12 protein-coding genes are annotated in these 22,959 nt (G+C 67.3%); 8 read left to right on the forward strand and 4 right to left on the reverse strand.

The features are described from left to right. Positions 1 to 97 precede the first annotated feature (97 nt). From OPIT5_20285 to OPIT5_20315, 7 genes are all read left to right on the forward strand, one after another. Complete coding sequence (locus OPIT5_20285; protein ID AHF92233.1) at positions 98 to 1,981, forward strand: biopolymer transporter ExbB; 1,884 nt, start codon at positions 98 to 100, stop codon at positions 1,979 to 1,981. Between the two features lie 66 nt (positions 1,982 to 2,047). After that, complete coding sequence (locus OPIT5_20290) at positions 2,048 to 2,449, forward strand: transporter (GenBank protein ID AHF92234.1); 402 nt, start codon at positions 2,048 to 2,050, stop codon at positions 2,447 to 2,449. A gap of 19 nt (positions 2,450 to 2,468) precedes the next feature. Beyond that, positions 2,469 to 3,236 carry a hypothetical protein gene (locus tag OPIT5_20295; protein AHF92235.1) on the forward strand — a complete coding sequence of 256 codons (768 nt, stop codon included), beginning with the start codon at positions 2,469 to 2,471 and terminating at the stop codon, positions 3,234 to 3,236. 31 nt (positions 3,237 to 3,267) lie between these two features. After that, the gene (locus tag OPIT5_20300) at positions 3,268 to 5,034 is read left to right on the forward strand and encodes a hypothetical protein (GenBank protein AHF92236.1); all 1,767 of its coding nucleotides are present in this window, start codon (positions 3,268 to 3,270) and stop codon (positions 5,032 to 5,034) included. Positions 5,035 to 5,053: 19 nt separating this feature from the next. Next, a complete protein-coding gene (locus OPIT5_20305; GenBank protein ID AHF92237.1) occupies positions 5,054 to 5,689 on the forward strand; it encodes a hypothetical protein in 636 nt (211 codons plus the stop codon). Beyond that, positions 5,686 to 16,296, forward strand: a complete 10,611-nt coding sequence (locus OPIT5_20310) for a filamentous hemagglutinin (protein AHF92238.1) — start codon at positions 5,686 to 5,688, stop codon at positions 16,294 to 16,296. Before OPIT5_20305 ends, OPIT5_20310 begins: the two co-directional genes overlap by 4 nt. A 24-nt stretch (positions 16,297 to 16,320) precedes the next feature. Next, positions 16,321 to 17,019, forward strand: a complete 699-nt coding sequence (locus OPIT5_20315; GenBank protein AHF92239.1) for a hypothetical protein — start codon at positions 16,321 to 16,323, stop codon at positions 17,017 to 17,019. Between the two features lie 222 nt (positions 17,020 to 17,241). Here OPIT5_20315 and OPIT5_20320 read toward each other — a convergent pair whose 3' ends face one another. Further along, complete coding sequence (locus OPIT5_20320; protein AHF92240.1) at positions 17,242 to 18,282, reverse strand: sorbitol dehydrogenase; 1,041 nt, start codon at positions 18,280 to 18,282, stop codon at positions 17,242 to 17,244. 177 nt (positions 18,283 to 18,459) lie between these two features. Beyond that, on the reverse strand, positions 18,460 to 19,488 hold the full coding sequence (locus OPIT5_20325) for a threonine dehydrogenase (GenBank protein ID AHF92241.1): 1,029 nt from the start codon (positions 19,486 to 19,488) through the stop codon (positions 18,460 to 18,462). Between the two features lie 89 nt (positions 19,489 to 19,577). On the opposite strand from OPIT5_20325, the gene OPIT5_20330 reads away from it, so the two are divergent. Then, the gene (locus tag OPIT5_20330; GenBank protein AHF92242.1) at positions 19,578 to 20,510 is read left to right on the forward strand and encodes an AraC family transcriptional regulator; all 933 of its coding nucleotides are present in this window, start codon (positions 19,578 to 19,580) and stop codon (positions 20,508 to 20,510) included. Positions 20,511 to 20,625: 115 nt separating this feature from the next. Here the strand turns inward: OPIT5_20330 and OPIT5_20335 are convergent, their stop codons facing one another. Further along, positions 20,626 to 21,741, reverse strand: a complete 1,116-nt coding sequence (locus tag OPIT5_20335; protein AHF92243.1) for an ROK family transcriptional regulator — start codon at positions 21,739 to 21,741, stop codon at positions 20,626 to 20,628. 61 nt (positions 21,742 to 21,802) lie between these two features. After that, on the reverse strand, positions 21,803 to 22,870 hold the full coding sequence (locus OPIT5_20340; GenBank protein ID AHF92244.1) for a glycoside hydrolase family 18: 1,068 nt from the start codon (positions 22,868 to 22,870) through the stop codon (positions 21,803 to 21,805). Positions 22,871 to 22,959: the final 89 nt, after the last annotated feature.

The following is a 22,959-nucleotide window of genomic DNA, read 5'->3' on the forward strand; positions in this document are numbered from 1 at the left end:
AAAAGACCCTTTGCGCTCTTTCGCGGCTAAAAATCCTGTCCCTCGCGGCTTTCGCATCCTTCGCGGTCACCTCCCTTCGCACCAACACCTGTTATTTATGAAACGACCGATCCGGTTCCGGTTAAAAAACGCGTTGTTCGGCCTTGTGGCCCTCGTCGGTCTTCCCGGCGTGGTCCACGCCTGGTGGAACGACGAGTGGACGCTGCGCAAGCAACTCATCATCGACACGACGCCGGCCGGCGCCGGCATCGCCGATCCGGTGGGCGGCGCGCCTGTCCTCGTCCGCCTGCATATCGGCAACTTCCAGTTTGACCAGGCACGGCCGGACGGAGCCGACGTCCGCTTCGTCGGCGAGGACGACAAGACCGTCCTGCCGTATCACATCGCCTCGTTCGACTCGCTTCTCGGCGAGGCATTTGTGTGGGTGCGTGTCTCCGACATAAAACCCGGCGCGCAGACCGCTGTCTGGCTGTATTACGGCAACCGGACCGCGCCTTCCTCCGAAAACGCAAAAGGTACTTATGATACGGATACGATTCTGGCGTGGCACTTCGGCGAACGCGGTCAACCCGCTCGCGATTTTTCCGGCAACGAAAACCATGCCGCCAATCCCGGTATTCCGGCCGACGGCACGCTCATCGGCACCGGTCTGCGTTTTGACGGCAACAGCGCCCTCACCGTGCCGGCGACGCCTTCGCTCGCCTGGCCGGCCGGTTCCCCGCTGACGTGGTCGGCCTGGGTGAAGCCCGCCACGCTTTCCGGTCGCGCCGTCCTTTTCGGCCGGCGCAACGGTCCGCAGAACGCTTTTATTATCGGCACGGAGCAAGGGATTCCGTTCGTTGAAATTGCCAGCGGTGGCGAGCCTCGCCGCACGCCGGCGGCCGCGCCGCTGGCCGTCAACGCCTGGCAGCATCTCGCCGTCGTTGCCGACGGCGCTCGCGTCACCCTCTACGTCGACGGGCAAAGCTATGCCACGCTCGACGCCGCCCTTCCCGCGCTCGACACGCCCGCCACCCTGGGCGGCGACCGCGCCACGTCCGACGCCGCGGTCACCTTCGGCTTCACCGGCGAACTCGTCGAATTCCAGCTTTCCCGCACCGCCCGCCCGTCCGGCTTCATCCGATTCCTCGCTGCTTCCCAGGGCGGAGAGTCCGGCGCGCGCGCCGTTCTCTTCAGCGAAGAGGAGCATTCCGGCGGCGGTGGCGGGGATCATTCCGGCTATTTCACGGTCATCATCCGGAATCTCACCTTCGACGGCTGGGTGGTGATCGTCATCCTTGCGGTGATGAGCGCGATCAGCATCGCGGTGATGGTGGCAAAAAATGGATACATCGACGCCGTGCGCAAAGGAAACGAGCGTTTCCTGAAGCTCTTCAACGAGCGTGTCGCCACCGATCTGACCGTCCTCGACAACGCGGGAACGCACCAGATTTCCTCGCTCGGCGGCCAGCTCACCGATGCCGAGCGCAGGCTGATCGCGCGCGCGCCGCTCTACCGGCTCTACCACATCGGCGCCGAGGAAATTCGCAAACGCCTTTCCGAGGTGAAGGCGGGCGAGGAAAAATCGCTTTCGTCGCACGCGATCAAGGCGATCACCGCCAGTCTCGATGGCGGCCGCGTCCGCGAGCAACAACGCCTCAACAAGCAGATGGTGCTGCTCACCATCGCCATCTCGGGCGGTCCGTTTCTCGGACTGCTCGGCACGGTGGTCGGCGTCATGATCACCTTCGCCGCCGTAGCGATGGCGGGCGACGTCAACGTCAACGCGATCGCGCCCGGCATCGCCGCCGCGTTGCTGGCGACCGTGGCCGGCCTGGCCGTGGCGATTCCCGCGCTGTTCGGCTACAATTACCTGCTCACCCGGGTGAAGGACGTGACCGCCGACATGCAGGTCTTCGTGGACGAGTTCGTCACCAAGGTGGCCGAGTTTTACCCGAAGCGCGCCTCCGAAAAATCCCGCCTCGCCGGCACCGAAAACTGAAGCCGCCCGCGACCAACTCTGAACTCGAAACCCTGAACACCAAACCAAACCGGAGCGAAGCGCACCATGACCGTCCAGGACGAAGGCAAACCGTACGACGACATCAACATCACGCCCATGCTGGACCTGGCGTATGTGCTGCTCGTCATCTTTATCCTCATGTGCACGGCCTCCGTCGCGGGCACGAAGGTCAATTTGCCGAAGTCGAGCAACACGCCGGCCAGCCTGGCCAAGCCGAAGACGAAGGCGATCACGGTGAACAACGAGGGACGTGTCTTTCTGGATACGGTGCCGGTGACGCTCACCGAACTCGAGCAGCGGCTCAACTCGCAGAAGGCGCTGACACCGGACTTCCCGGTGGTGGTGCGCGGCGACAGCCTCACGCAGTACCAGGGCGTCATGGACGTGCTCGACGTGCTCGGCCGCGTCGGCATCTCGCAGGTCGGCCTGGCGACGAAGGCCAAATAACCCCGCTCCTCCGCACCCGATGACCACACCCGACCACAATGCCGATCGCCGCGAGGACGACCCGTTCGACGAACAGGAACCCGGTTTCCTGCGCCGTTATGGCATTGTCCTTGCCGTGTGCGCATTGGTCGCCGGCGGCATCGCCTGGTGGCTCGTCTCGACCGTTTCCGGGCCGAAGCCTTCCACGCCCCGGCCGCAGGAATTTTCGATGATACGGGTGGCGCTTCCGCCGCCACCCCCGCCGCCGCCACCTCCTCCTCAACCGCGCCCGGAGGAAACACCCCGGCCCGAGGAAGAGAAGCAGCAGATGATCGAGCAGGAACCGGTTGCGGCCGACGAACCTCCGCCGGCCGAATCCCCGCAGCCCGCGGAGGAAGCCGCACCGATGGGAACCAACGTTCAGGGCGACGGACCGCCCGACGGTTTCGGTCTCGTCGGCCGCGGCAATGGCGGGGTCATCGGCGGCAGCGGCACCGGCAATCGCAATGTGTCCGGCGGCGGCGGCAGCCGCTGGGGCTGGTACGCCGCGCAAGTGCAGACGACGATCGCCGAGGCCCTTCGCAACCACCCGAAAACCCGCCACTCCGATCTGCGCCTCGTGGTACGCATCTGGCCCGACGATGCCGGCCGTGTCGAACGCGCCCAGCTCGTCGGCTCGACCGGCGATCCCGTCATCGACGATGCCATCCGGACCGAAGTCCTCACCGGCCTCACTCTCCGCGAGCCGCCGCCCGCCGGCATGCCCAGTCCCATTGTCCTGCGTCTCACCGCAAGGCGGCCCAACTGAAAATTCCGTATCCGAAAAAATCACACCTTCCATGAACATCCGCGCGCTGACTCTTCTTTCAGCTTTCAGCTTGTCAGTTTCCAGCTTTCCCGCCTCGCCGGCTTTCGCCGCCGAGGCGCGATCTCCTTCCGAAAGCCTGACGATCAATCTCGTCCATCTCCTCGTGCAGCAGGGCGTCATCACCCGGGCGCAGGCCGACGGCCTCATCGCCCAGGCCGAAGCGGAGACCGCCGAAGCCCGCCGCGCCGCTGCTCCGGCTGCCGCCGCCGCCACCGCCACCGCCACCGCGCCGACCGGCGATGCCGACGACACGAAGCGCGTCATCTACGTCCCCGAAGTCGTCAAGCAGCAACTCCGCGAGGACATCAAGCAGGAGGTCATGAAGCAGGCCCGTGACGAGAACTGGGCCGCTCCCCGCGCCATCCCCGAGTGGACGCAGCGCTTCCGCCTTTCCGGCGATCTCCGGTTCCGCTACGAGGGCGATTTTTTCCCCTCCGGCAACGCCGCCGATGGCTCCTTTCCCGATTTCAACGCCATCAACAGAGGCTCTCCCTACGACGTCTCCGACAGCAACCCGGATTATCCGCCCCAGCTCAATGCGGACCAGGACCGCGAGCGCCTTCGCCTCCGCGCCCGCCTCGCGCTCGACGCCGATCTCGGTGAAAGTTTCACCGCCGGCCTCCGCCTCGCCACCGGCAACGACTCCTCGCCCGTCTCCACCAACCAGAGCATGGGCGCCGACGGCCTCGGCTCCAAATACGCCCTCTGGCTCGACCGCGCCTTTCTCACCTGGGAAGCTCCGTTTCATTCGCCCGATGCCACCCGCCCGCCCGATACGCAACTCGCGTTCACGGTCGGCCGTTTTGCCAATCCCTTTTTCTCCACCGATCTGATCTGGGACGACGATCTCGGTTTCGACGGCATCATGGGCCAGGTCAGCCGCCGCATCGGCCGCATCACGCCGTTTGCCGTCGCCGGCCTGTTTCCCGTCTACAACACCGATTTCAACTTCTCCACCAACCAGCCGGAAAAATTCAAGAGCGACGACAAATGGCTCTACGGCGCGCAGCTCGGCGCCGACTGGAAAATTACCGACGCGATCAAACTCAAGCTCGCGGTCGCTTATTATGACTTCGCCAGCATCGAAGGCCGCCTCTCCAGTCCCTACATTCCGCTGAGTTCCTCCGATGCCGGCGACACCGACTCCACCCGCCCGGCCTTTGCCCAGAAGGGCAACACGTACATGGAGCTCCGCAACATCATCCCCTCCCTCGAAAACAACAATGGCACGATCAACCAGTGGCAGTATTACGGCCTCGCCACGCCCTTCCGCGAACTCGCGTTCACCGGCCGTCTCGATTTCACGCACTTCGATCCCGTCCACGTCTCGCTCGAGATCGAGGCCGTCAAGAATCTCGCCTACGACGAGGCCGCCATCGACGCCAAGGCCGTCAACAACCGCGTCCCTTCCGCTCCCGGCGACCCGGCCGGGTCTTTCGACGGCGGCGACTTCGGCTGGTTCGCCCGGCTCAATGTCGGCAATCCCGTCCTCGAGCGCTTCGGCGACTGGCAGGCCAGCATCGCGTACAAATATGTGGAAAGCGATGCGGTCGTGGATGCCTTCACCGATTCCGACTTCGGCCTCGGTGGCACCAACCTCAAGGGCTACATCCTCGGCCTCAGCATGGGCCTTTCCAAACGCGTCAACGGACGCATCCGCTGGCTGAGCGCCGACTCCATCGGCGGCGCCGCTTACTCCGTCGATGTCTTCCAGTTCGATATCAACGCCCGATTCTAACCCGGAAAAACCACCCGTCATGAAACCCGCCACCGTTCTTGCCGCCTTCGCCGCGCTTCTCGTCTTCGCCGCCGCCGTTCGCGCCCAGCAGCAACCGGACAACTCCATCGAGCTCCGTCTCCGCGAAGCCCTGCGCAGCACCACGCTCCAGCTCCGCGCCGCCGAGAGCGAACGCGCCGCCCTGCAAGTCGAGCGCGACGAACTCGCCAGGGAGCGCGACACGCTCAAGAAACAGAACACCGCCCTCGCCCGACAAGCCGCCGCCGATCGTGACGCCGCCGCCGGCAAGGCCGCCGACCTCTCCGCGCGTCTTGCGGCCGAAGAGAAAAAAAGCGCGGAGCTTGCCGCGACCCTCGCCGAGTCGCGCGAATCCGCCGCCAGGTCGGCCGACCTCGCCCGCCTCAAGGAGAATGCCCGCGCCACCCTCGAAATCCGCGTGGCCGAACTCGAGCGGATCGTGGCCGCGCGCGAAACCGCCAACATCGAACTCTTCAAACTCGGCAGCGAAATCCTCGGCCGCCTCGAGAGCTTCGGCCTCGGCGACGCGATCAAAAATCGCGAACCCTTCGTCGGCGTGAAGCGGGTGCAACTCCAGAACCTGGTGCAGGACTACCAGGACAAGCTCCTCGACCAGAAAACGGTCTCCGCAAAATGAACTCCGGCTTCAGGCACACCATTCTCCGGTGGCGCGGGCTTCTCGCCCGCCTGGTGGCACGGGCATCCTGCCCGTGCCACGGCGCTCCGCACCGGCACCTCCCGACGCTCCGCCGCCGCCCTTCCGTCCTGCACCAGGCGCTCGCATTCCTTCTTGCGGTGCTGATGCCTTTCCCCGCCGGCGCCCGCAACATCCTCAGCCGCGGCGGGTCCTCGTCCGCTCCCCCTGCGGCCGGCGCCACCGCACCCTCCGCCGCCACCGTCGCCGAAGCCCAGGCCGCTCTGCTCGCCGCCCGCGCCGCCAATTCCAGAAACATCCTCTCGCGCAATTCGGATGCCATCCAGGCGGTCCGCGCCGCGCAGGCCGCCGCGCGTGCCGCGGCGCAAAATGCGGCCTCGACCCTCCCCGACGGGCTCAAACCCGGCGGCCTCGTGGTCGCCCCCGGCGCCACGCCCGGCTCCGCCCTGTGGAGCGGCGCGCTCGCTCCGGTCGAATCTTCCTCTGCCGCCACCGGCAACACGCTCGTCACCGTCGAGCAGACCGAGTCCAAAGCCATCCTCACCTGGGAAAATTTCAACGTCGGCAAGAACACCACGCTCTACTTCGACCAGACCGCCGGCGGTTCCGACGCGCCGCAATGGATCGCGCTCAACCGGGTGGAGGATCCGACGAGCAGCCCCACGCAAATCCTCGGCCAGATCAAGGCGGAGGGGCAGGTCTACGTGATCAACAAAAACGGCGTCATTTTCGGCGGCTCCTCGCAGGTCAACGTCCACACCCTCGTCGCATCCAGCCTCGATTTTCGCGGCGCGACCACCGCCGAGCGCAACGAGACCTTTCGCCAGGGTATCGCCTTCGACGACCAGCGCCTCAACACGTTTGCGGTCGATTCCGCCGGCGCACCGGGCGCGCCCCGCACCGGCGTCGTCATCCAGGGCGGCGCGCGCATCGTCACCGACGAGTCCGGCTCCATTTACCTGGTCGGCCAGGATGTGACCAACGCCGGTGAACTCTCCGCCCCCGGCGGCCAGGTCGTGATGGCGGCCGGCGACCGCGTCTGGATCAGCAAGAACTGGCTCGGGAGCGGTCACAATGCCGACTACACCGATCCCGACCTGCGCGGCGTCCGCGCCACGGTGTCCGCCGGGGGCACCGCCACCAACACCGGCCTCGTCACCACCGATCGAGGCAACATCACCGTCACCGGAAAATCGATACACCAGGCCGGCGTGCTCGCCGCCACGACTTCCGTCACCGCCAACGGCTCCGTCACCCTCCTCGCCGGCGACGCCGCTGCCAGCAGCTCCCTCTACTGGATGTGGCCGACCAGCTTCGGCGACATCACGCTCGCCCCCGGCAGCCTCATCGCCATCACGCCCGATGACGACACCACCACCGGCATGGCCGCCCAGTACCGCCCGTCGCGGATCGAGATCCTCGGCCAGACGATTCTCATGGAAGCCGATGCGCGCATCCATGCCCCTTCCGCCACGGTCAATTTCGTCGCCCGGACCAACTCGGCCACCGCCAGCGCCGCCAACGACCCGTCTTTCATCTACATCGACGACGGCGCCGAGATCGACCTCGCCGGTCTCTCCGGCGTCGAGGTGGCGATGGAGCGCAACTCGATCACCGGCGAGCTCCGGCTCGACGAGCTGAAAGACGCCCCGCTCCAGCGCGAAGGCGCGTTGCGCGGCAAGACGGTTTCCGTCGATCTCCGGCGCGGCACCACGCTGGCCGATTTTTCGGGCTACTACGGCCTCATCGAAAACACCGCCCCCGAGCTCATGACGACCGGCGGCACGCTCAAGCTCGACAGCGGCACGGTCGTCACCCGCGCCGGTTCGCGCATCGATCTTTCCGGCGGCAGCCTGCGTTATCTCGACGGCTACGTGGAAACCACCCGGCTCCGCGGCGCCGACGGCCACATTTACGACATCTCCACCGCTTCGCCCGACATCGTCTACACCGGCATTTACGAGACCAGCCGCCGCTTCGAAAAGGGTTACACCGAGGGAAAAAGCGCCGGCACGCTCATCCTCGGTCCGCAGCCCGGTTATGGCAACACGGTGGATGTCGCCGGCAATTTCGGCCAGTCCGTGCGTCCCTATTTCGTGGCGCTCGAGGGCGCGATCGACGCCGGCGTCACCGTCGGCGCGTATCAACGCGAAAAGCACACGGCGGGAGCCAGTCCGCAGGAGGCCTGGAAACAGCTCCCCGAGGCAGCCACGCTCCTCATCGGCTACACCAACACCGCCGGCCGTTCCGTCGGCCCGAACATCACCATCGGCACGCCCGCCGAGCTTCCCGCGGACCTCACCCACGAGACGCTCTCCACGGCGTTCGATCCGGCCGGGGCGCACGCCATCGTGCTCTCCGCCGGCCTCTTCGACGGGCAGACTTTCGGCACGGTCGACATCACCAGCGGCATCGGCGGCGGAGACCTCGTCATTGCGGAAGGCGTGACGGTCGATCTCGGCGCGTTCGGTTCGTTCCGTTTCACCGGCAGCCACGCGCAGATCGATGGTTCGATCCTCGCTCCGGGCGGCTCTGTCTCCATCCTCACCGATGTTGCCAAGGGCTACTACGAAACCAGCACCACTCCGGTAAACTGGACTACGCTGGGCGATGACGAGCGCCCCTGGATCAGGCTCGGCTCCGGCGCCGTGATCGACGTGAGCGGCCTCTGGATCAACGAGCGTCTCGATGGCTTCGCGGCCTCCTCCACGCCGCTGGCTCTCGACGGCGGCAGCGTGAGCCTGCGTACCGTTTCCGATCTGGTCCTCGACTCCGGCAGCGTCATCGACGTGAGCGGCGGCGGACGACTCACGGCCGCCGGCAAGCTCGCGGCGGGCGACGCCGGCTCCATCCTGCTCGAAAACGACATTCGTCCCGATGCGAACAAGGGTTTCAGCAATGTTGCCTCCGGGCAGTTCGGGCGTTTCGATGTGCTCGGGGCCGATCTGCGCGGCTTCGCGCTCGGGGGCACCGGTGGCAATGACGGCAAGGGCGGCAGCCTCAGCCTGGGCGCGTCGCGTTCCGTTACGATCACCGGCGAGCCGCCTCCCGAAACCGGAACCGGCGCGGCCGACACCCTTTATCTGACGCCCGACTTTTTCCGCCAGGGCGGGTTTGCGAGCTATGCTGTCGGCGCCGGGGGCGATCTCACGGTCACCGCCGGCACGGTCATCGAGCCACAGGCGCTGTCCCGGATCGCCAGCGGCGCGCTCTGGTCGCTCCCGACCGGCGGCGATGCCGGCTCCGTGCTCGCGGCCGGTTTCCTGCACTCCGATCTCCGCCAGCCGATGAGCCTGGCGCTCTCCAACGGCCTGCGCACCGCCTCCGGCGATTTCGCGGCCGACACCGTGAACCCGGGCTCGTCGGATGCGATTCGCGGCAACCTCACCTTCGCCACCGGCGCGCAACTCCTCATGGACCCGCAGTCCGCCATCGCGCTTCACTCCACCGGCCAGGTTTTTGTCGACGGCACCCTCTCCACGCCCGGCGGATCGATCGATGTCTCCACCCTTGCCCAAAGTAGCGGAGCGGGCATTACGCTCGGTGAAAACGCCCGCCTGCTCGCGCCCGGCTTCGTGAAAACCACGCCGGCCGTCGGGGCGGTTTCCGTGCGCAGCGTCGAAGCGGCGGGCAACGTTTCCCTGTCCGTGTCCGGCGCGCAGCAGAGCTACCTGTTTACCGATCCCGGATCGCTCATCGACGTGTCGGGCATCATGGGCACCGCCGACCTGATCCGCACGTCCACCACCATCGTCGGGAAACGCGCCGTTTACGAGGCGCGCGAGGTCGGCGGCAACGCCGGCAGCGTCACCCTCGAGGGCGCGCGCGGCGGCGTTGTCGCCGGGCAGATCGAGGCCGCGCCCGGCGGCCCCGCGGCAGCCGGCGGCAGCATTCTCGTCAGCGCCGGCCAGTTGCGCACCACTCCGCTCACCGGCCTGCTGCTCACCGACGACGAGACGGTGCTGAGTTTCGATCCGGCCAATCCTTCCGCCTGGGCCGGCACGGTCACCGTTTATGCGCCCGCGTTGCGGGAAAGCGGGGCGGACAGCTTCGCTTTCCGCTCGCCCCGGTCGGTGGCGTTCGACGGGGATTTTTCGTTCACCGCCCGCCGTTCGCTGGCGTTCGCCACCCCGCTCCTCGGCATTGCCAGCGGTGCGGCGGAGGATGCCGTCATCGAGCTGACCGCGCCGTACGTGAGCTTTGGCGCGTTTCCCGGCGTGGGCGATACGGGCAATCCGCCTCCGGGGGTTCCCTCCGCGCCGCCTTCGCTGGCCGGCGGGCTCATCGTCACCGCGTCGCTCATCGACATCGTGCAGACCCTCGATCTCGGAGGCAACGGCCTGGGCGGTTTCGCCGACGCCCGCTTCGTATCGGCCGGAGACATACGGCTCACGGTCGGCAGCGGTCCGGTCTATTTTGTCGGGCGTCTCCAGTCCCCCGGCGCGCTGACATTCGAAAGCGCGCAGACCTATGTGACCACCGCGAGCCGCGTGCGCGCCGCCACGGACAACGGATTTCTCATCCAGTCCGGCCGGTCCGTGACGTTTGCCGGAAACGGCAACGCCGCGCCCGTCCCGTATTCGTACGGGGAGACGCTGACCGTCAGGGCGCCCGAAATCATCCAGGGCGGCGTCGTCCGCGCGCCGCAAGGGCGGATCAACCTCCAGGCGACCGATTCGCTCGTGCTCGCCCCCGGCAGCCTCACATCCGTCTCGCTGGAAGGGGCGATCATTCCCGTCGGGGCGGCCATCGGCGGCGAGATCGAGCCGTGGATCGAGGCGGGCGTCGTCCCGGAAAAGGCGATCACGCTCGGCGGTCCCGAGGTCGATGTGCAGTCCGGCGCGGTCGTGGATGTTTCCGGTGGCGGCGATCTTTACGGCTGGGAGTTCATCGCGGGCAACGGCGGTTCGCGCGACCTCCTCTCGACCGCGGGCATGTTCGCCATCATCCCCGGCTACAACTCCCCGGCCGCGCCCGTTTATGCCAACACGACGGCGACCGGCAGCCTCGCCGCCGGTTCGCTCCGGGCGGGCGACAGCGTGTGGCTTTCCGGCGTCGCCGGGCTGCCCGACGGGTTTTATACGCTCCTGCCCGCGCACTACGCGCTGCTGCCCGGCGGCATGGCGATCCAGGCGCTCTCGGGCGGTTTCGCCAGCCTGCCGGCGGCGGGCGTGACCCTGGCCGACGGTTCGCAGATCGTCCGTGGCTACCGCGCCGTGGCGGGCACGCCCGTCCATGACGCCTCGCTCACGCAGTTCCGCGTCATGTCGCAGGAGGTGCTGCGCGACTACAGCAGCTACACCGACATCAGTTTCAACGACTACACGACCGGTCTCGCCGCCAGGGCGGGTATCGTTGCCCCGCGCCTGCCGCTCGACGCGGGCACGCTCACGCTTGCCGCCACCAGCAGCCTGCGGCTCGATGGCGAGGGCCGCTTCGGCGCGCCGGAAGGGGGTCTGCTCGGCAACGTGGACATCGCCGCTCTCCGCATCGCCATGCTCGGCGACGGCCAGTCCGCGCCCGACGACTCGTACCTCGCGCTCAGCGCGACGGAGTTTTCGAATTTCGGCGTCGGCAGCCTGCTTCTCGGCGGCACCCGCTCCCAAGCGGCCGACGGCACGCAGATCAACGTCAGCGCCACCAGCATCTACATCTCCAACGATGCCGCTTCCGCGCTGGTCCTCCCCGAACTGATCCTGGCTTCGAGGGACACGATCACGATCGCCGACGGCAGCGTCATCCGCGCCGAAGGCGCCACCTCCGGCGCCACCGCACCGCTCCTCCTCGCGGGCAACGGAGCCCTGCTCCGCGCTTCCACCGGCGACCGTATCGGGATCAACCGCACCGGCACGAGCACCGTCGCCGGCCAACTCGCGATCGGCGCGGATGTGACGCTGGCCGCCACCGGTTCGCTGTCGCTCGACGGCACGCGTTCCGTCACCACGACGCCGACCACGCTTCTGGATACGCCGCAGCTCGACCTCTCCAGTTCGCAAGTCAGCATCGGCGACGCGCCGGACGGCACCGGCGGCCTTGTGCTCAGCGGAGCGAGTGTCGAGGCGCTGGGCCGCGCGCGCAGCCTGCTCGTGCGCAGCCATGGCACAATCGACTTTTTCGGCGACGTGACCATCGGCAGCCGCGATGCCGACGGGGAAGCGGCGCTCCGGACGCTCATTTTCGACGCCGCCGGCCTCAACGGCCAGGGAGCCGCCGGCGACACGGTATCGGTCACCGCCGGTGAGTTCGAGCTTCGCAATACCTTCAATGTTGCCTCGACCGTGCCCGCCCCCGGCGAGGGCACCCTCCGGATTGACGCGGAGCAGTGGACGCTCGGACCCGGAGCGAGCGCCGTGCAGGGTTTTGCCGGCGTCAGCGTTTCCGCCGATCAGGTGACGGCCAGCGGCACGGGTTCGCTCGCGGTCGACGGGGCGCTGGACATCGCCACCGATCTGCTCACTGCCGGGAAGGCGTCGGACTACCGGATCGCTGCCACCGGCGCGGTCGCCGTCACGCAGGGTCGCGGCTCCGAACAGACTCCGGCGGCATCCGGCGGCCGTCTCGAGGTCAGTGGGGCGAGTGTGGCGCTCGACACCACGGTCAGTCTCCCCGCCGGTATTTTCGAGGCCCGGGCCACGGCCGGCGATCTCGTTCTCGGTGAAAACGCCCGGCTCCTCGCCCGCGGTGTGACGACCCACTTTTACGATACGGCCGCGACGACTCCGGGCGGCACGCTGCGGCTCACCGCCGACGCGGGCGACATAACCGCCGTTGCCGGTTCGCTTCTCGACGTGTCCGGAAACGCGGGCAACGCCGATTCCGGGCGTATCGAAATCAGTGCTACGAACGGCCGCGCCGACCTGCGCGGCGCGCTCGCCGACGCGACCGGCGGGAGTTTTGCGCTCGATGCGGCGACGCTCGCCGATTTTTCCTCCCTCAATGCTGCCCTCAACCGCTCGGGCTTCACCGGCGAGCGCGACATCCGGCTGCGCGACCAGTCGCTCGCGCTCGGCGCCGGCGAGACCCTCGCGGCCGGCGATGTCCGCCTCCGGTCCGACACCGGCAGCGTCACCGTGGAGGGTGCGATCGAGGCGACCGGCAGCATTCACCTCACCGGCGGCGACGGCGTGACCGTAAGCGGCACGCTCGCGGGCTCCTCCGTGGAGCTCACCGCCACCGGCGGTGAACTGGCGCTCGACGCCGGATCGCTTGTCCGCGCCACCGACGGCGGCTCCGTCATCCTCACGGCGCGGCGCGATGGCGACGACATCGCCATCGCGCGGCTCGAGGGAGCCGTCGAGGCCGGCGAGTTCGTCGTGCGCGGCGAGCGCACCTACGACTACACCGCCACGGGCGTCATCAACGCGGGCGATTTCGTGACCATGCTCGACGATGCTTCCGTGTGGATGACCGGCTCCGCCGACGCCATCCACACCCGCCTCGGCAGCGCCACGCCTTTCGAGCTTCAGGCGGCCATTCGCGCCGCCAGCGACGGCGATCTCGCCGTCAACGGCGACCTCGACCTGCATACCCGCCGCTACGGCGCCGATGCCGCCACTCCCGGCGCGCTTGCCCTTTCCGCCGGCGGCAATCTCTCGCTCAACGGCAGCATCAGCGACGGCTTTTCCACCGCCTCCGCCTCGACCGGCACGCTCCTCGACGGCCGCTCCTGGAGCTACGCTTTCGAGAGCGGCGGCGACATCACGCTCGCCGCCGGAAAACTCGTGCGCACCGGTACCGGCGATATCACCCTCGATGCCGGCCGCGACCTCATTCTCAAGGATACCAGATCGGTCATCTACACCGCGGGGCAAAAGATCGCCGATGCCGATGGCTTCAATCGCGGCAGCCGCGTCGGCGAATATCCGGTCAACGGCGGCGATATCCGCATCACGGCGGGCCGCGATATCGTGGCGCCGCTCACGCAGGACTTCATCTCGGGCTGGCTCTACCGGTACGGCTATGCGAGCACGACCGGCGGCGTATCGCTCGCCGACATGTCGGTGGCGTCGCAAACGAGCTGGTCCGTCGTTTTCGCCAACTACGAGCAGGGCATCGGCGCGCTCGGAGGCGGCGACATCACGATTAATGCCGGCCGTCACATCCGCGATCTGGCCGTGGCGCTGCCGACCACCGGACAGATGACGACTGCCGTGGGCCAGTCCGCCGGTTCCGCCGACATCGTGGTCCGGGGCGGCGGAGACCTCCGTCTGCATGCCGGCGGCGACATCTACGGCGGCGTCTACATGCTCGGCCGCGGCGAGGCCGAGGTCGTGGCCGACGGCGCAATCACCTCCGGCACGCAAAGCTACCAGCGCAGGGACATCACCGTTTCGAGCACCGCCATTTCCAACTACGTACTGCGCGACCTTCATGCGCTCTTCGCCCTCATGGATGCGAGCCTCACCGTCCGCGCCCGCGGCGATGTGGAAATCGAGGCGATCCTCGATCCGATGCTCGTGCCCTCGATCGCGGCCAACATCACCGGCAACGGCACCACCACGCTCAACCGGCTCAACACCTTTTTCAACAGCTACACCGACCGCACGTCCGCCGACATCGTTTCCACCGGAGGCGACGTGGAGTATTACAACAATCCGTGGGCCGCCGCGGACCTCGCGCGCGGCAACACGGCCCGCGCCATCGACCAGCAGATGTCCGTGCCCTCCGCCTCGAACCCGGGCGAGGTCATTATCCCGCGCGATCTCCTCTACGTGCCGGGCACGATGCGCCTGGCTGCGCTGCAGGGCGACATCTCGCTGCTCCAGTATTTCAACAACCCGCAGACCAACCACGCCTTCCGCCTCGCCCCGTCGGCCACCGGCACGCTCGATCTGCTCGCGGGAGGGGAGATCACCTCCGACACCCCGATCATCATGATGGATGTGGCGACCGAATACCTGCGCACCGCGCTGGCCCCCTTCCGCAACAACACCCGCACCAACCTCCGTCTTCCCACGGCGGATACGCTCGGCGTCGCCACCAACTACGGCCGGGGCGATACGCCGCTCCATCTCGGCGACACTACGCCCGCGCACATTTACGCGCTGGCCGGCTCGATCGCAGGCGCGAGCGAGCTCGATACCGAAAAGCTCAAGATCTACCTGCCGAAAGCCGCACGCATCGCCGCCGGCGAGGACATCGCCAACCTCACGCTCTCCACCCAGCACAACCAGGCAACCGACATCACGCTCGTCCGCGCCGGCCGCGACATTGTCGTGCCCGACATCAGGGTTCTCGGTCAGGGCGAGCTCGTTGTGGAGGCCGGTCGCGACATCGACATGAAGTCGATCTACAGCACCGGACTCTGGACGACCGGAAACCTCGGCAGCCTCGCCACGACCAACGCCGTCATGACCAGCGGCGCCACCCGCGCCGACATCGCCAACCTCGCCCTCCGCAACGAGGGCGCCGACATCACGATCCTCGCCGGAGCGGCCGCCGGTGCGGACTACGAGAAATTTATCGCCACCTACCTCGACCCGGCCAACGCCGCCGGCGTTGTCCGCACGTACCTCCCCGAGTTGCGCGCCTGGATGGAGACGCTCGGCCTTGCCGCCGGCCCGGACGGCTCCGCTCTCGACGACGCCGCTCTCGTCTCCGCGTTTTCCGGCCTGCCGCAGGAGACGCGCCAGCCTCTGCTGCTCGACATCTATTTTACCGAACTGAAGGAGACGGGCATCGACGCCACCAATCCCGACAGCCCGCGTTTCGGCAGCTATCAGCGAGGCTACCTCGCGGTCTCCACGCTCTTCGCCGACCCGGAGGAAAGCCCGCGCGGCAACATCAACTTCTACGGCAATCCCGTCCTCACGCAGGCGGGCGGCGACATCGACATTCTCGTCCCTTACGGCGACGTCCGGATCGACGAGGTGTCGCACGTTGCGGGCGGCAGCGTGGGCGTCATCACGCAAAAAGGCGGGCAGGTGCGCATGATGACCGACGGTGATATCGCCCTCGGCAACTCGCGCGTGTTCACGCTGCAAGGCGGCGACCTGCTCATGTGGACTTCGCACGGGGACATCACGGCCGGCGCCGGTTCGAAAACCCGGGCCACGCCGCCCGCGCTCCGCTACGTCGTCGACAACGACGGCAATTCCCTCCTCAACGCCACCGCCCTGCAAACCGGCTCCGGCATCGGGGTGCTCGACGCCGGTGACGCAGCCGGGGCGCGGAGCCGCCTCGATCTGATCGCGCCCGAAGGCACCGTGGATGCGGGCGATGCCGGCATTCGCGCGGCGGGCGATATCAATATCGCCGCGCTCCACGTCATCGGCGCGGACAACATCAGCGCAGGCGGCGTGGCCACCGGCGTGCCGACGGCCGTTTCGCCCAACATGGCGGCCCTGGCCGCGGTCAATGCTGCGGCCGGCTCCCTCGCCAGCGCGGCCGACGAGACCTCCCGGAGCCAGCGCCCGGCACCGGGCGCCGGCGAGGATATCCCTTCGCTCATCACGGTCGAAGTCCTTGGCTACGGCGAGGGCGGCGAGCCGGAAAAAGACGATCGCGCGAGCAGCGGCAGTCGCGAACTCGATGTGGCGCGGGCGTCCCGCCCGCCCGGAGCGGAGCATGGCGTCAGATCCGTCATGTGAACCGGATACATGAACCCTTTCTCCATGAACTCATCGCCCGCACGCCGCCAGCTTCTCGCCGCGCTCAACGGGCTGCTCTGGCGCCGGGGCTGCGTCATCCTGGTGCGCAGCCTGAGCGCGGGCTCCCGTGTGATGAGCAGGCTCCCGTCACGGACCGGTCTCACGCCCCGCATGGTCGAACGGGTGACGGGCTTGCTGGAGGCGGCCGGCCTGGTGACCTGCGGCTGGCAAGGACAGACGCGACGGGCGCTCGTCTGCACGCTGACGCTGCCGGGGGTGCGTTTTGTCGATCTTCTGGAAAAAACATGGGGCGAGGACGGCACCGGCGCGCGCCGGGATGACCATGAGGCCTTCGTGACCGGCGGTCGCCTGTTGCGCGGCCTGATCCGGCGACGGGGCGCCTTTGCCCTGCTGGAAAAGCTGGAGCCCGGGCCGTTCGCGCCCGGCGCGGTCAGCGGAGCCGTATCCGGTCTGACTCCGGCCCAGGTGACGGCCAATTTGCTGTTTTTCGAACGCCACGGCCTGGTGAGCCGGGAGCGGATGAGCCGGATGACCGTGTGCGAATATTGCCTGACTGCGGAAGGCGAGAGGCTCCGGACATTCCTGATCGGCCTCGGGCAACTGGCCGTAATCATGGAAAAAAGCGGATTCACGGAAGGCGACTACGATCCGAAACGGCAACATCCGGAGGAGTCCTCCGACACGCTGTCGATCGTTCGCTGAAGCCGTTTCGGAAAAACAGATTCGGGTCAGGTCGCGGACCGGCGAGGAAGTAACGGTTGAGCGACGATGGCGTGTGACGGAGCGGCGGCATTCCTGCCGCTGCGACGAGGCGCGTCAGCGCCTCGCCCGGTGCCTCGCCGTCCGGACCGGCGACGCGTTGCGTCGTCTGCAGCGGCAGGAATGCCGCCGCTCCATCGCTATTCCGTTACAACCTCGCCGGGATCAGTCCTGCGTGATTTTGATCCAGCCTTTCACGACGCCGGAACCGTCGCCGTAGGCCTCGGCGTAATCCTCGAGCGGCCAGGCGTGCGTCAGCAGCTTTTCGGCAGGAATCAGACCGCGTTTCAGCAACGCGCACACCCCATGCCAGGCCAGGTGCTCCTCCGCGGGAGGACGCAGGATAGCGACATGGCCGGGACCGGCCGAGAAGTCCAGCGCCGCGTAACGCTGGCCTTCCGTCGCGCCATAGATCGCGAGCGTGCCGCCCTCGGCCAGCAGGGTCAGCCCGGTTTGCACCTGGCCGGGTTCGCCGACGGCATCGAAATAGAAATCGGCCCCGCGTCCGTCGTTGAGTTCGCGCAGGCGGGCGGAGACGTCGGGTGTCGTTCTGATGTTGATACCGGTGGCCGCGCCGATGTCGCGGGCGAGTTGCAGGCGTTCATCGCGGCGGCCCAGGGCGATGATGCGAGCGGCGCCGGCGAGGAGGCTCCAGAGCACGATGCCGAGGCCGGCGATGCCGGTGCCGGCAACACACACGGTTTTCCCGGCGACGGAGGGAATGTGCCGGAACCAGCTCGCGGTTTCGGCCAGCGAGATGGCGAGCACGGCGTGCGGGAGCGCGGTGCCGGCGGGCACGACCTGCTGGCGCAGCGCGGTGTAGTCGTTGAGCAATGAGGGATCGCCGTCGGCGCTCATGGCGAGGCGGTCGCGCACGATGCCGTATTCGGCAAGCCCGCCCCAAGCGCTGAAAAGTCCGTCGCGCGAGGTGCCGGGCCAGATGGCCGCGGGGCGGGTGACGAGATCACCGGGTTTGAAGTTGCGGACCCGGGCTCCGATTTCGACGATCTGGCCGATGGCTTCGTGGCCGAGCACGGCGGGGTAATCGCGATGGTAGGGTTGGCGGCCTTTGATGAGTTCGCGATCGGTGGTGGCGCACACGCCGCAGGCGAGAATGCGCACGAGGGCCTCGTGAGGGCCGGGGCGGGGCGCGGGAATGTCGCGCAGTTCGAGTTTCCCGGGAGTGGAAACGATGAGTGCTTTCATGGTTTGTATCTGAATTTTAACCACTAATGCACACTAATTGACACTAATGAAAGACACGATGGACGGAGGAGTCATGAAGACGTAACATATTTTATGATACAGTTTCATGGATTTGGTTATTAGTGTCCATTAGTGTGCATTAGTGGTTAAGAAAATCTGTGTGCGGGAGGGGAAAGATCAGCTCCAGTCGAAGCGCACGCCGAGGAAGTTTTCCGATCCGGCGGCGATCATTTTGTAGATTTCGGGAGCCTGGTCGGGACGGGCGGCGTGGGTGATGAGGTTGTCCGTCCTGATATGCCCGTCGGCGATCCATTGCATGACGGACTTTACCGCCGGGCCCGAGTGCGCGCAGGGCGAGTAGCACGTGGGGAGACGCTGATGGAGCGCGTTGAGGTCGAGCGGGCTGGGAGGCGGATACCAGCCCTGAAACACAAACTTGCCGCGCAGGCGCAGCAGCGGGAACAGCGCGTTGACGACGGCAACGGAGCTCGTGGTGTCGATGATGATATCGTAGCCGGAAGGGGCGATCTGGCGCGAGCGGACGGCGAGGTTTTCCGGCCCGGCCGCGGTGTCGATGACCTGATCCGCCCCGTTGTCGGCGGCGACCTCGAGGCGCGAGGCCACGCGGTCGGTCACGGCCACCTCGGCGCCCTTGAGGCGGCAGATTTGCGCGGCGAACTGGCCGATGATGCCGAGGCCGGCGACGAGGACCTTGGCGCCGGCGGGGATGCCCGCCATCTCGATGCCGCGCAGGGCAACCGCTCCGAGGCCGGCAAGAACGACGGAGCGCGGATCGGCCCCGGCGGGGATGTGTTCGCAGCGGTGGACATCGAGGGATTCGCGGTCGAAGTCCACGCCGTTGCACACATCGACGACGGCGTGCGAGAGGTGGCTGGACATCCAGCTCGCGCCGTCGAATTCGCCCGCCAGCTTGCTGGCGAAATAGTAGACGAGGTCTCCGTTCCTGTAGCCGCGCGCGGCGGCGGCGGAACCGGTTTCGAGAACGCGGCCCGCCGCCATGTAGCCGGGCACGTTGGGGAAACGGATTTCGTTGCGCTTGCCGAGCAGGGCCCAGCGTTCGGTGCCTACGGAAACACCGCTGGCGAGCGTTTCCACAAGGAGATCGGACGGGGCGGGATCGGGCAGGGGAACCTGGCCGAGCCCCACGGTTTCGGGTCGAACAAAAATAATCGCTTCGGAGTTCATGCGGGAGGCAGGATTTGAGGCTGCACTCTTGAGATCCAGAGTGAGAAAACTGCTTTGAAGGGGACAAAAATAACCTCAATCTGGGGTGCATGCTTCCCTGGATCACACGGATTTCCCCGCAATTGAACATGCTTTGGCGCGGGCGCTGGCGGGCGGGGGACATCGAGCCCGCGCGTGTGCTTTACGATCACGAACTGGTGCTGGTGACGGAGGGTTCGTGTGTGGTGCGGGTGGGGGAGCGGGAGCACACGCTGGAGGCCGGCCACTTCCTCATCGTGCCGCCCGGAGTGCTGCATGTGACGATGACGGGCGCGCGCGGCGTGTACCGGTGGTGTGTGCATTTTGACTGGATGCCGACGGTGCGCAGGACGTTGCATCCGTGGTACTGTTTTTATCCGCGCAAGCCGGCGGCGTCACGGATTGTGAGGGCGCCGGATTTCGTGCCGGCGTCGGCATTTCAGGGAACCCGGGAGGCCGGAGGGGCGGTGCCGGGTTTGCTGGAGACGCTGTTTCACCGCTGGCAGACGGGGGAGGCGCTGGAGCAGGCGGCGTGCCGCGGGATTTTTCTGGAATTGCTCACCCGCCTGACCTGGCCGCAGCAGAGCGGGGGCGGAAAGGAACGGGCGCAAGGTCGCAGGCGCAGGGAGGAAGATCGCGTCCGGCAGCGGGCCTGGTCGGTCAGGGATTTGCTGGATTGCGACGAGATGCCGCCTTTTGGCGAGGTGGTGGAGCAGCGTCGGGAAGGGCGTCGCGTGGTCACAAAAAACGAGGGGAGTGTCCAGGAAAGGCTGAGGTCGCTGGGCTTCAGTTATCCGTACCTGTGCCGGGTGTTCCGGCGGACGTTTGGTGTGACGCCGGTGGAATACCGGACGGCACGGAGGCTGGAGTATGCCAAGGTGTTATTGCGGACGCGGAAGTTTCCGGTGGCCGAGGTGGCGAGAGCCGCGGGGTTTCAGGATCCGGGCTATTTTGCCCGGAAGTTCCGGCAACAGAATGGCGTAGCGCCGTCCGGGTATTGCTGAGGGGACCTGCGGATTGTGGATCACGTGATTGCCGAACGGGCAGCAAACATAAAACCCGCCTTCAAAATGAAACGGGGCCAAGCCGGGAGCGCGGTTGGTCCGGCGCACGGTCTTGTCAGGCGATCGAGGCGAGGCGCGCGGCGAGACTGCGGTGAAGGGCGAGGCGCGCGGCGCCCAGGAGGATGCCCTCGGCGCCCATGCTGGAACGGAGAAATTCGAAGCGGCGCCGGGCCAGCGGAATCAGGCCGGAGGCGATGGTGTCGCCAAGGCGCTGGAAGCGTTCCAGCGTGAGATGCTCGTCGTTGCAGCTGAAAACGACGCAACTGATGTCGAGGAGGTTGACGATGCCGATCAGGTTTTTCGCCAGGGTGTCGTAAAACGCGTCGGTGTCCGCCGAGGTGGCGTGCAAGGCGGCGAGGGACGTGGTGTAGGGGACGGAGGCCAGGTTGCTGTCCACCTCGCCGGCGGCGGAATTGCTGCCCTGGAACACCTTTTCCCCGATGACGAGAGAGAGGCCGACCTGGGCGCGCTGGCCGGCGGCGAAGCGGAGGAAAAAGTAGATGAACGAATCGCGCTGCCGGGCGACGCCGATGTCATACTCCGCGTAGGCTCCGCAGGCGACGTTGCGCTCGATCCAGACCGGGCGGTCCAGGGCTTTCCGGAGCAGGGGGCCGAGGGGGAAGTCGTGGAGGTCCAGCGAGCGCGAGATAAGCACCATGCCGCTCTGGGTGTCCACCACGCCGGGCACGCTGACGCCCACGCCTCCGAAGCGGTCGGGGGCGAGCCCGGCGGACGCGGCACAGGCGTGGATGCGCCCGGCCAGGAAGTCCGGAAGCGTGTCGGACGGAAGGCCGGGCGGAAGCTGTTCCTGGGCGATCGTGTGGCCGCTGGCGTTGACCAGGATGATGCGATGGCCGAGCCCGTCCAGGCCGACGCCGGCGCACCAGAGACAATCGGGCGGCACCTCGAGCTCGGTTTCCTTGGGGCCCATGCGCTCGGTCTCGATGGTCGCGCCCTCCCGCACCACGCCCTGCTCTTTCAGGGTCCGGACGATATTGGAAATGGTGGAGGGTTGGTGCCCGGTCGTGAGCACGAGCTGACGTTGCGAAATGCCCCGGCGGCGCGCGATCAGGCCAAGGATGCGCAGCCGGTTTTTCCCGGCGGCTATCTTTTGGCTGAACATGGTGTTTTCCAGGTTGGTGAACGGCCAGGCGTCTTCGAAAAATTCCATTGCTGAATGAATCGGCCGAGCTATCCACCGGGGCGGGGGAATGTCAACGGCGGCGGGCAGTTCAGGAGGCCGGTTTCGCGGCGGCATCGGTCCCCGGCCCGGCGGTGGCGGGTTCCGGCGCGGAGGGTGTGTCGATGGCCTCGCGGAGGGCGCGCAGGAGGGAGTCCTCGCCGAGGGTGTCCTGCTGGATTTCCCAGATCATGATGCCGCGCACGGCGTGTTCGCGGGCGAGGGCGACCTTGGCGCGGAGGGTGGCGCGGCCGTTGTAGCCGTGGACGTGCTTGTCGCTGGTGGTGAAAACATCGGCGTCGGCGTCGGCCCCGAGTCTGCGCAGTTCGCGGTAGGCGAGCGGCCCGGCGGTGGCGGAGCGGCTGTAGAAGGGGACGCCGAGCATGATCTTGCCGGCGGGGCAGCCGCGCCCCGTCCAATACTGGATGCTGGCGCGCGCGTAGTCGAAGGTGGCGTGGTGCGGACGACCGCGATCGTAAACCATGACGTTGAGGCAGTCGATCACGGGGAAGACGGTGGCGGGGTAGTCGGGCTTCCTGCTGTCGCCGGGGACGGCCATGCTGAGGAGCTTGCCGCGCGGGCGGAGGACGGCGGAAAGCTCCTGCATGAGGAGGCCGCAGTGCCGGTCGGAGACGCCGGCGACGGGGTATTCCCAGTCGATGTCGATGCCGTCGAGGTCGTAGTCCTCCGCGAAGGCGAGGAGGTTTCGGATGAAGGTGGCCCGAAGGCCGGGGTCGGCGGCGATGGTCGCGAAGGCGGGCGCGACGTGGTCGAGCGCGCCGCCCACGGCGATGGAGACCTTGACGCCGGCGGCATGGGCGCGGCGGACGAGATCCTTCAGCAAGGCAGGGTTGCGGAGGGGCTCGAAACCGCCGGCGGGCGTGGGACGCAGGAAGGCGTAGTAGATCTGGTCGAGCCGGTCGTAGGGAACGCGCCCGGCGGTGCTGGCCCAGCTCGGGAAGTAGCAGGAGATTTCCATGCGCCGCGGCGGGGAGACGGAGGTTCCGGACGCGGGCGGCGTGGTGGTGGGGGCCTCGTCGGCACGGAGGGCGTAAACCGCCGCGAGAAGGGCGACAGGGAGGAGGCAGGACAGCGAGGCCAGGCGGGGGATGATTTTCATGGTCGGCGTGGACGGGCGGGTGTGTAGTTATTATTCGAATACTATTGGCGGTGGATTCAGGCGGCGCGGCGGCGGGAGACGGACGGCAC

The organism is Opitutaceae bacterium TAV5, from assembly GCA_000242935.3.
GTDB lineage: Bacteria > Verrucomicrobiota > Verrucomicrobiia > Opitutales > Opitutaceae > Geminisphaera.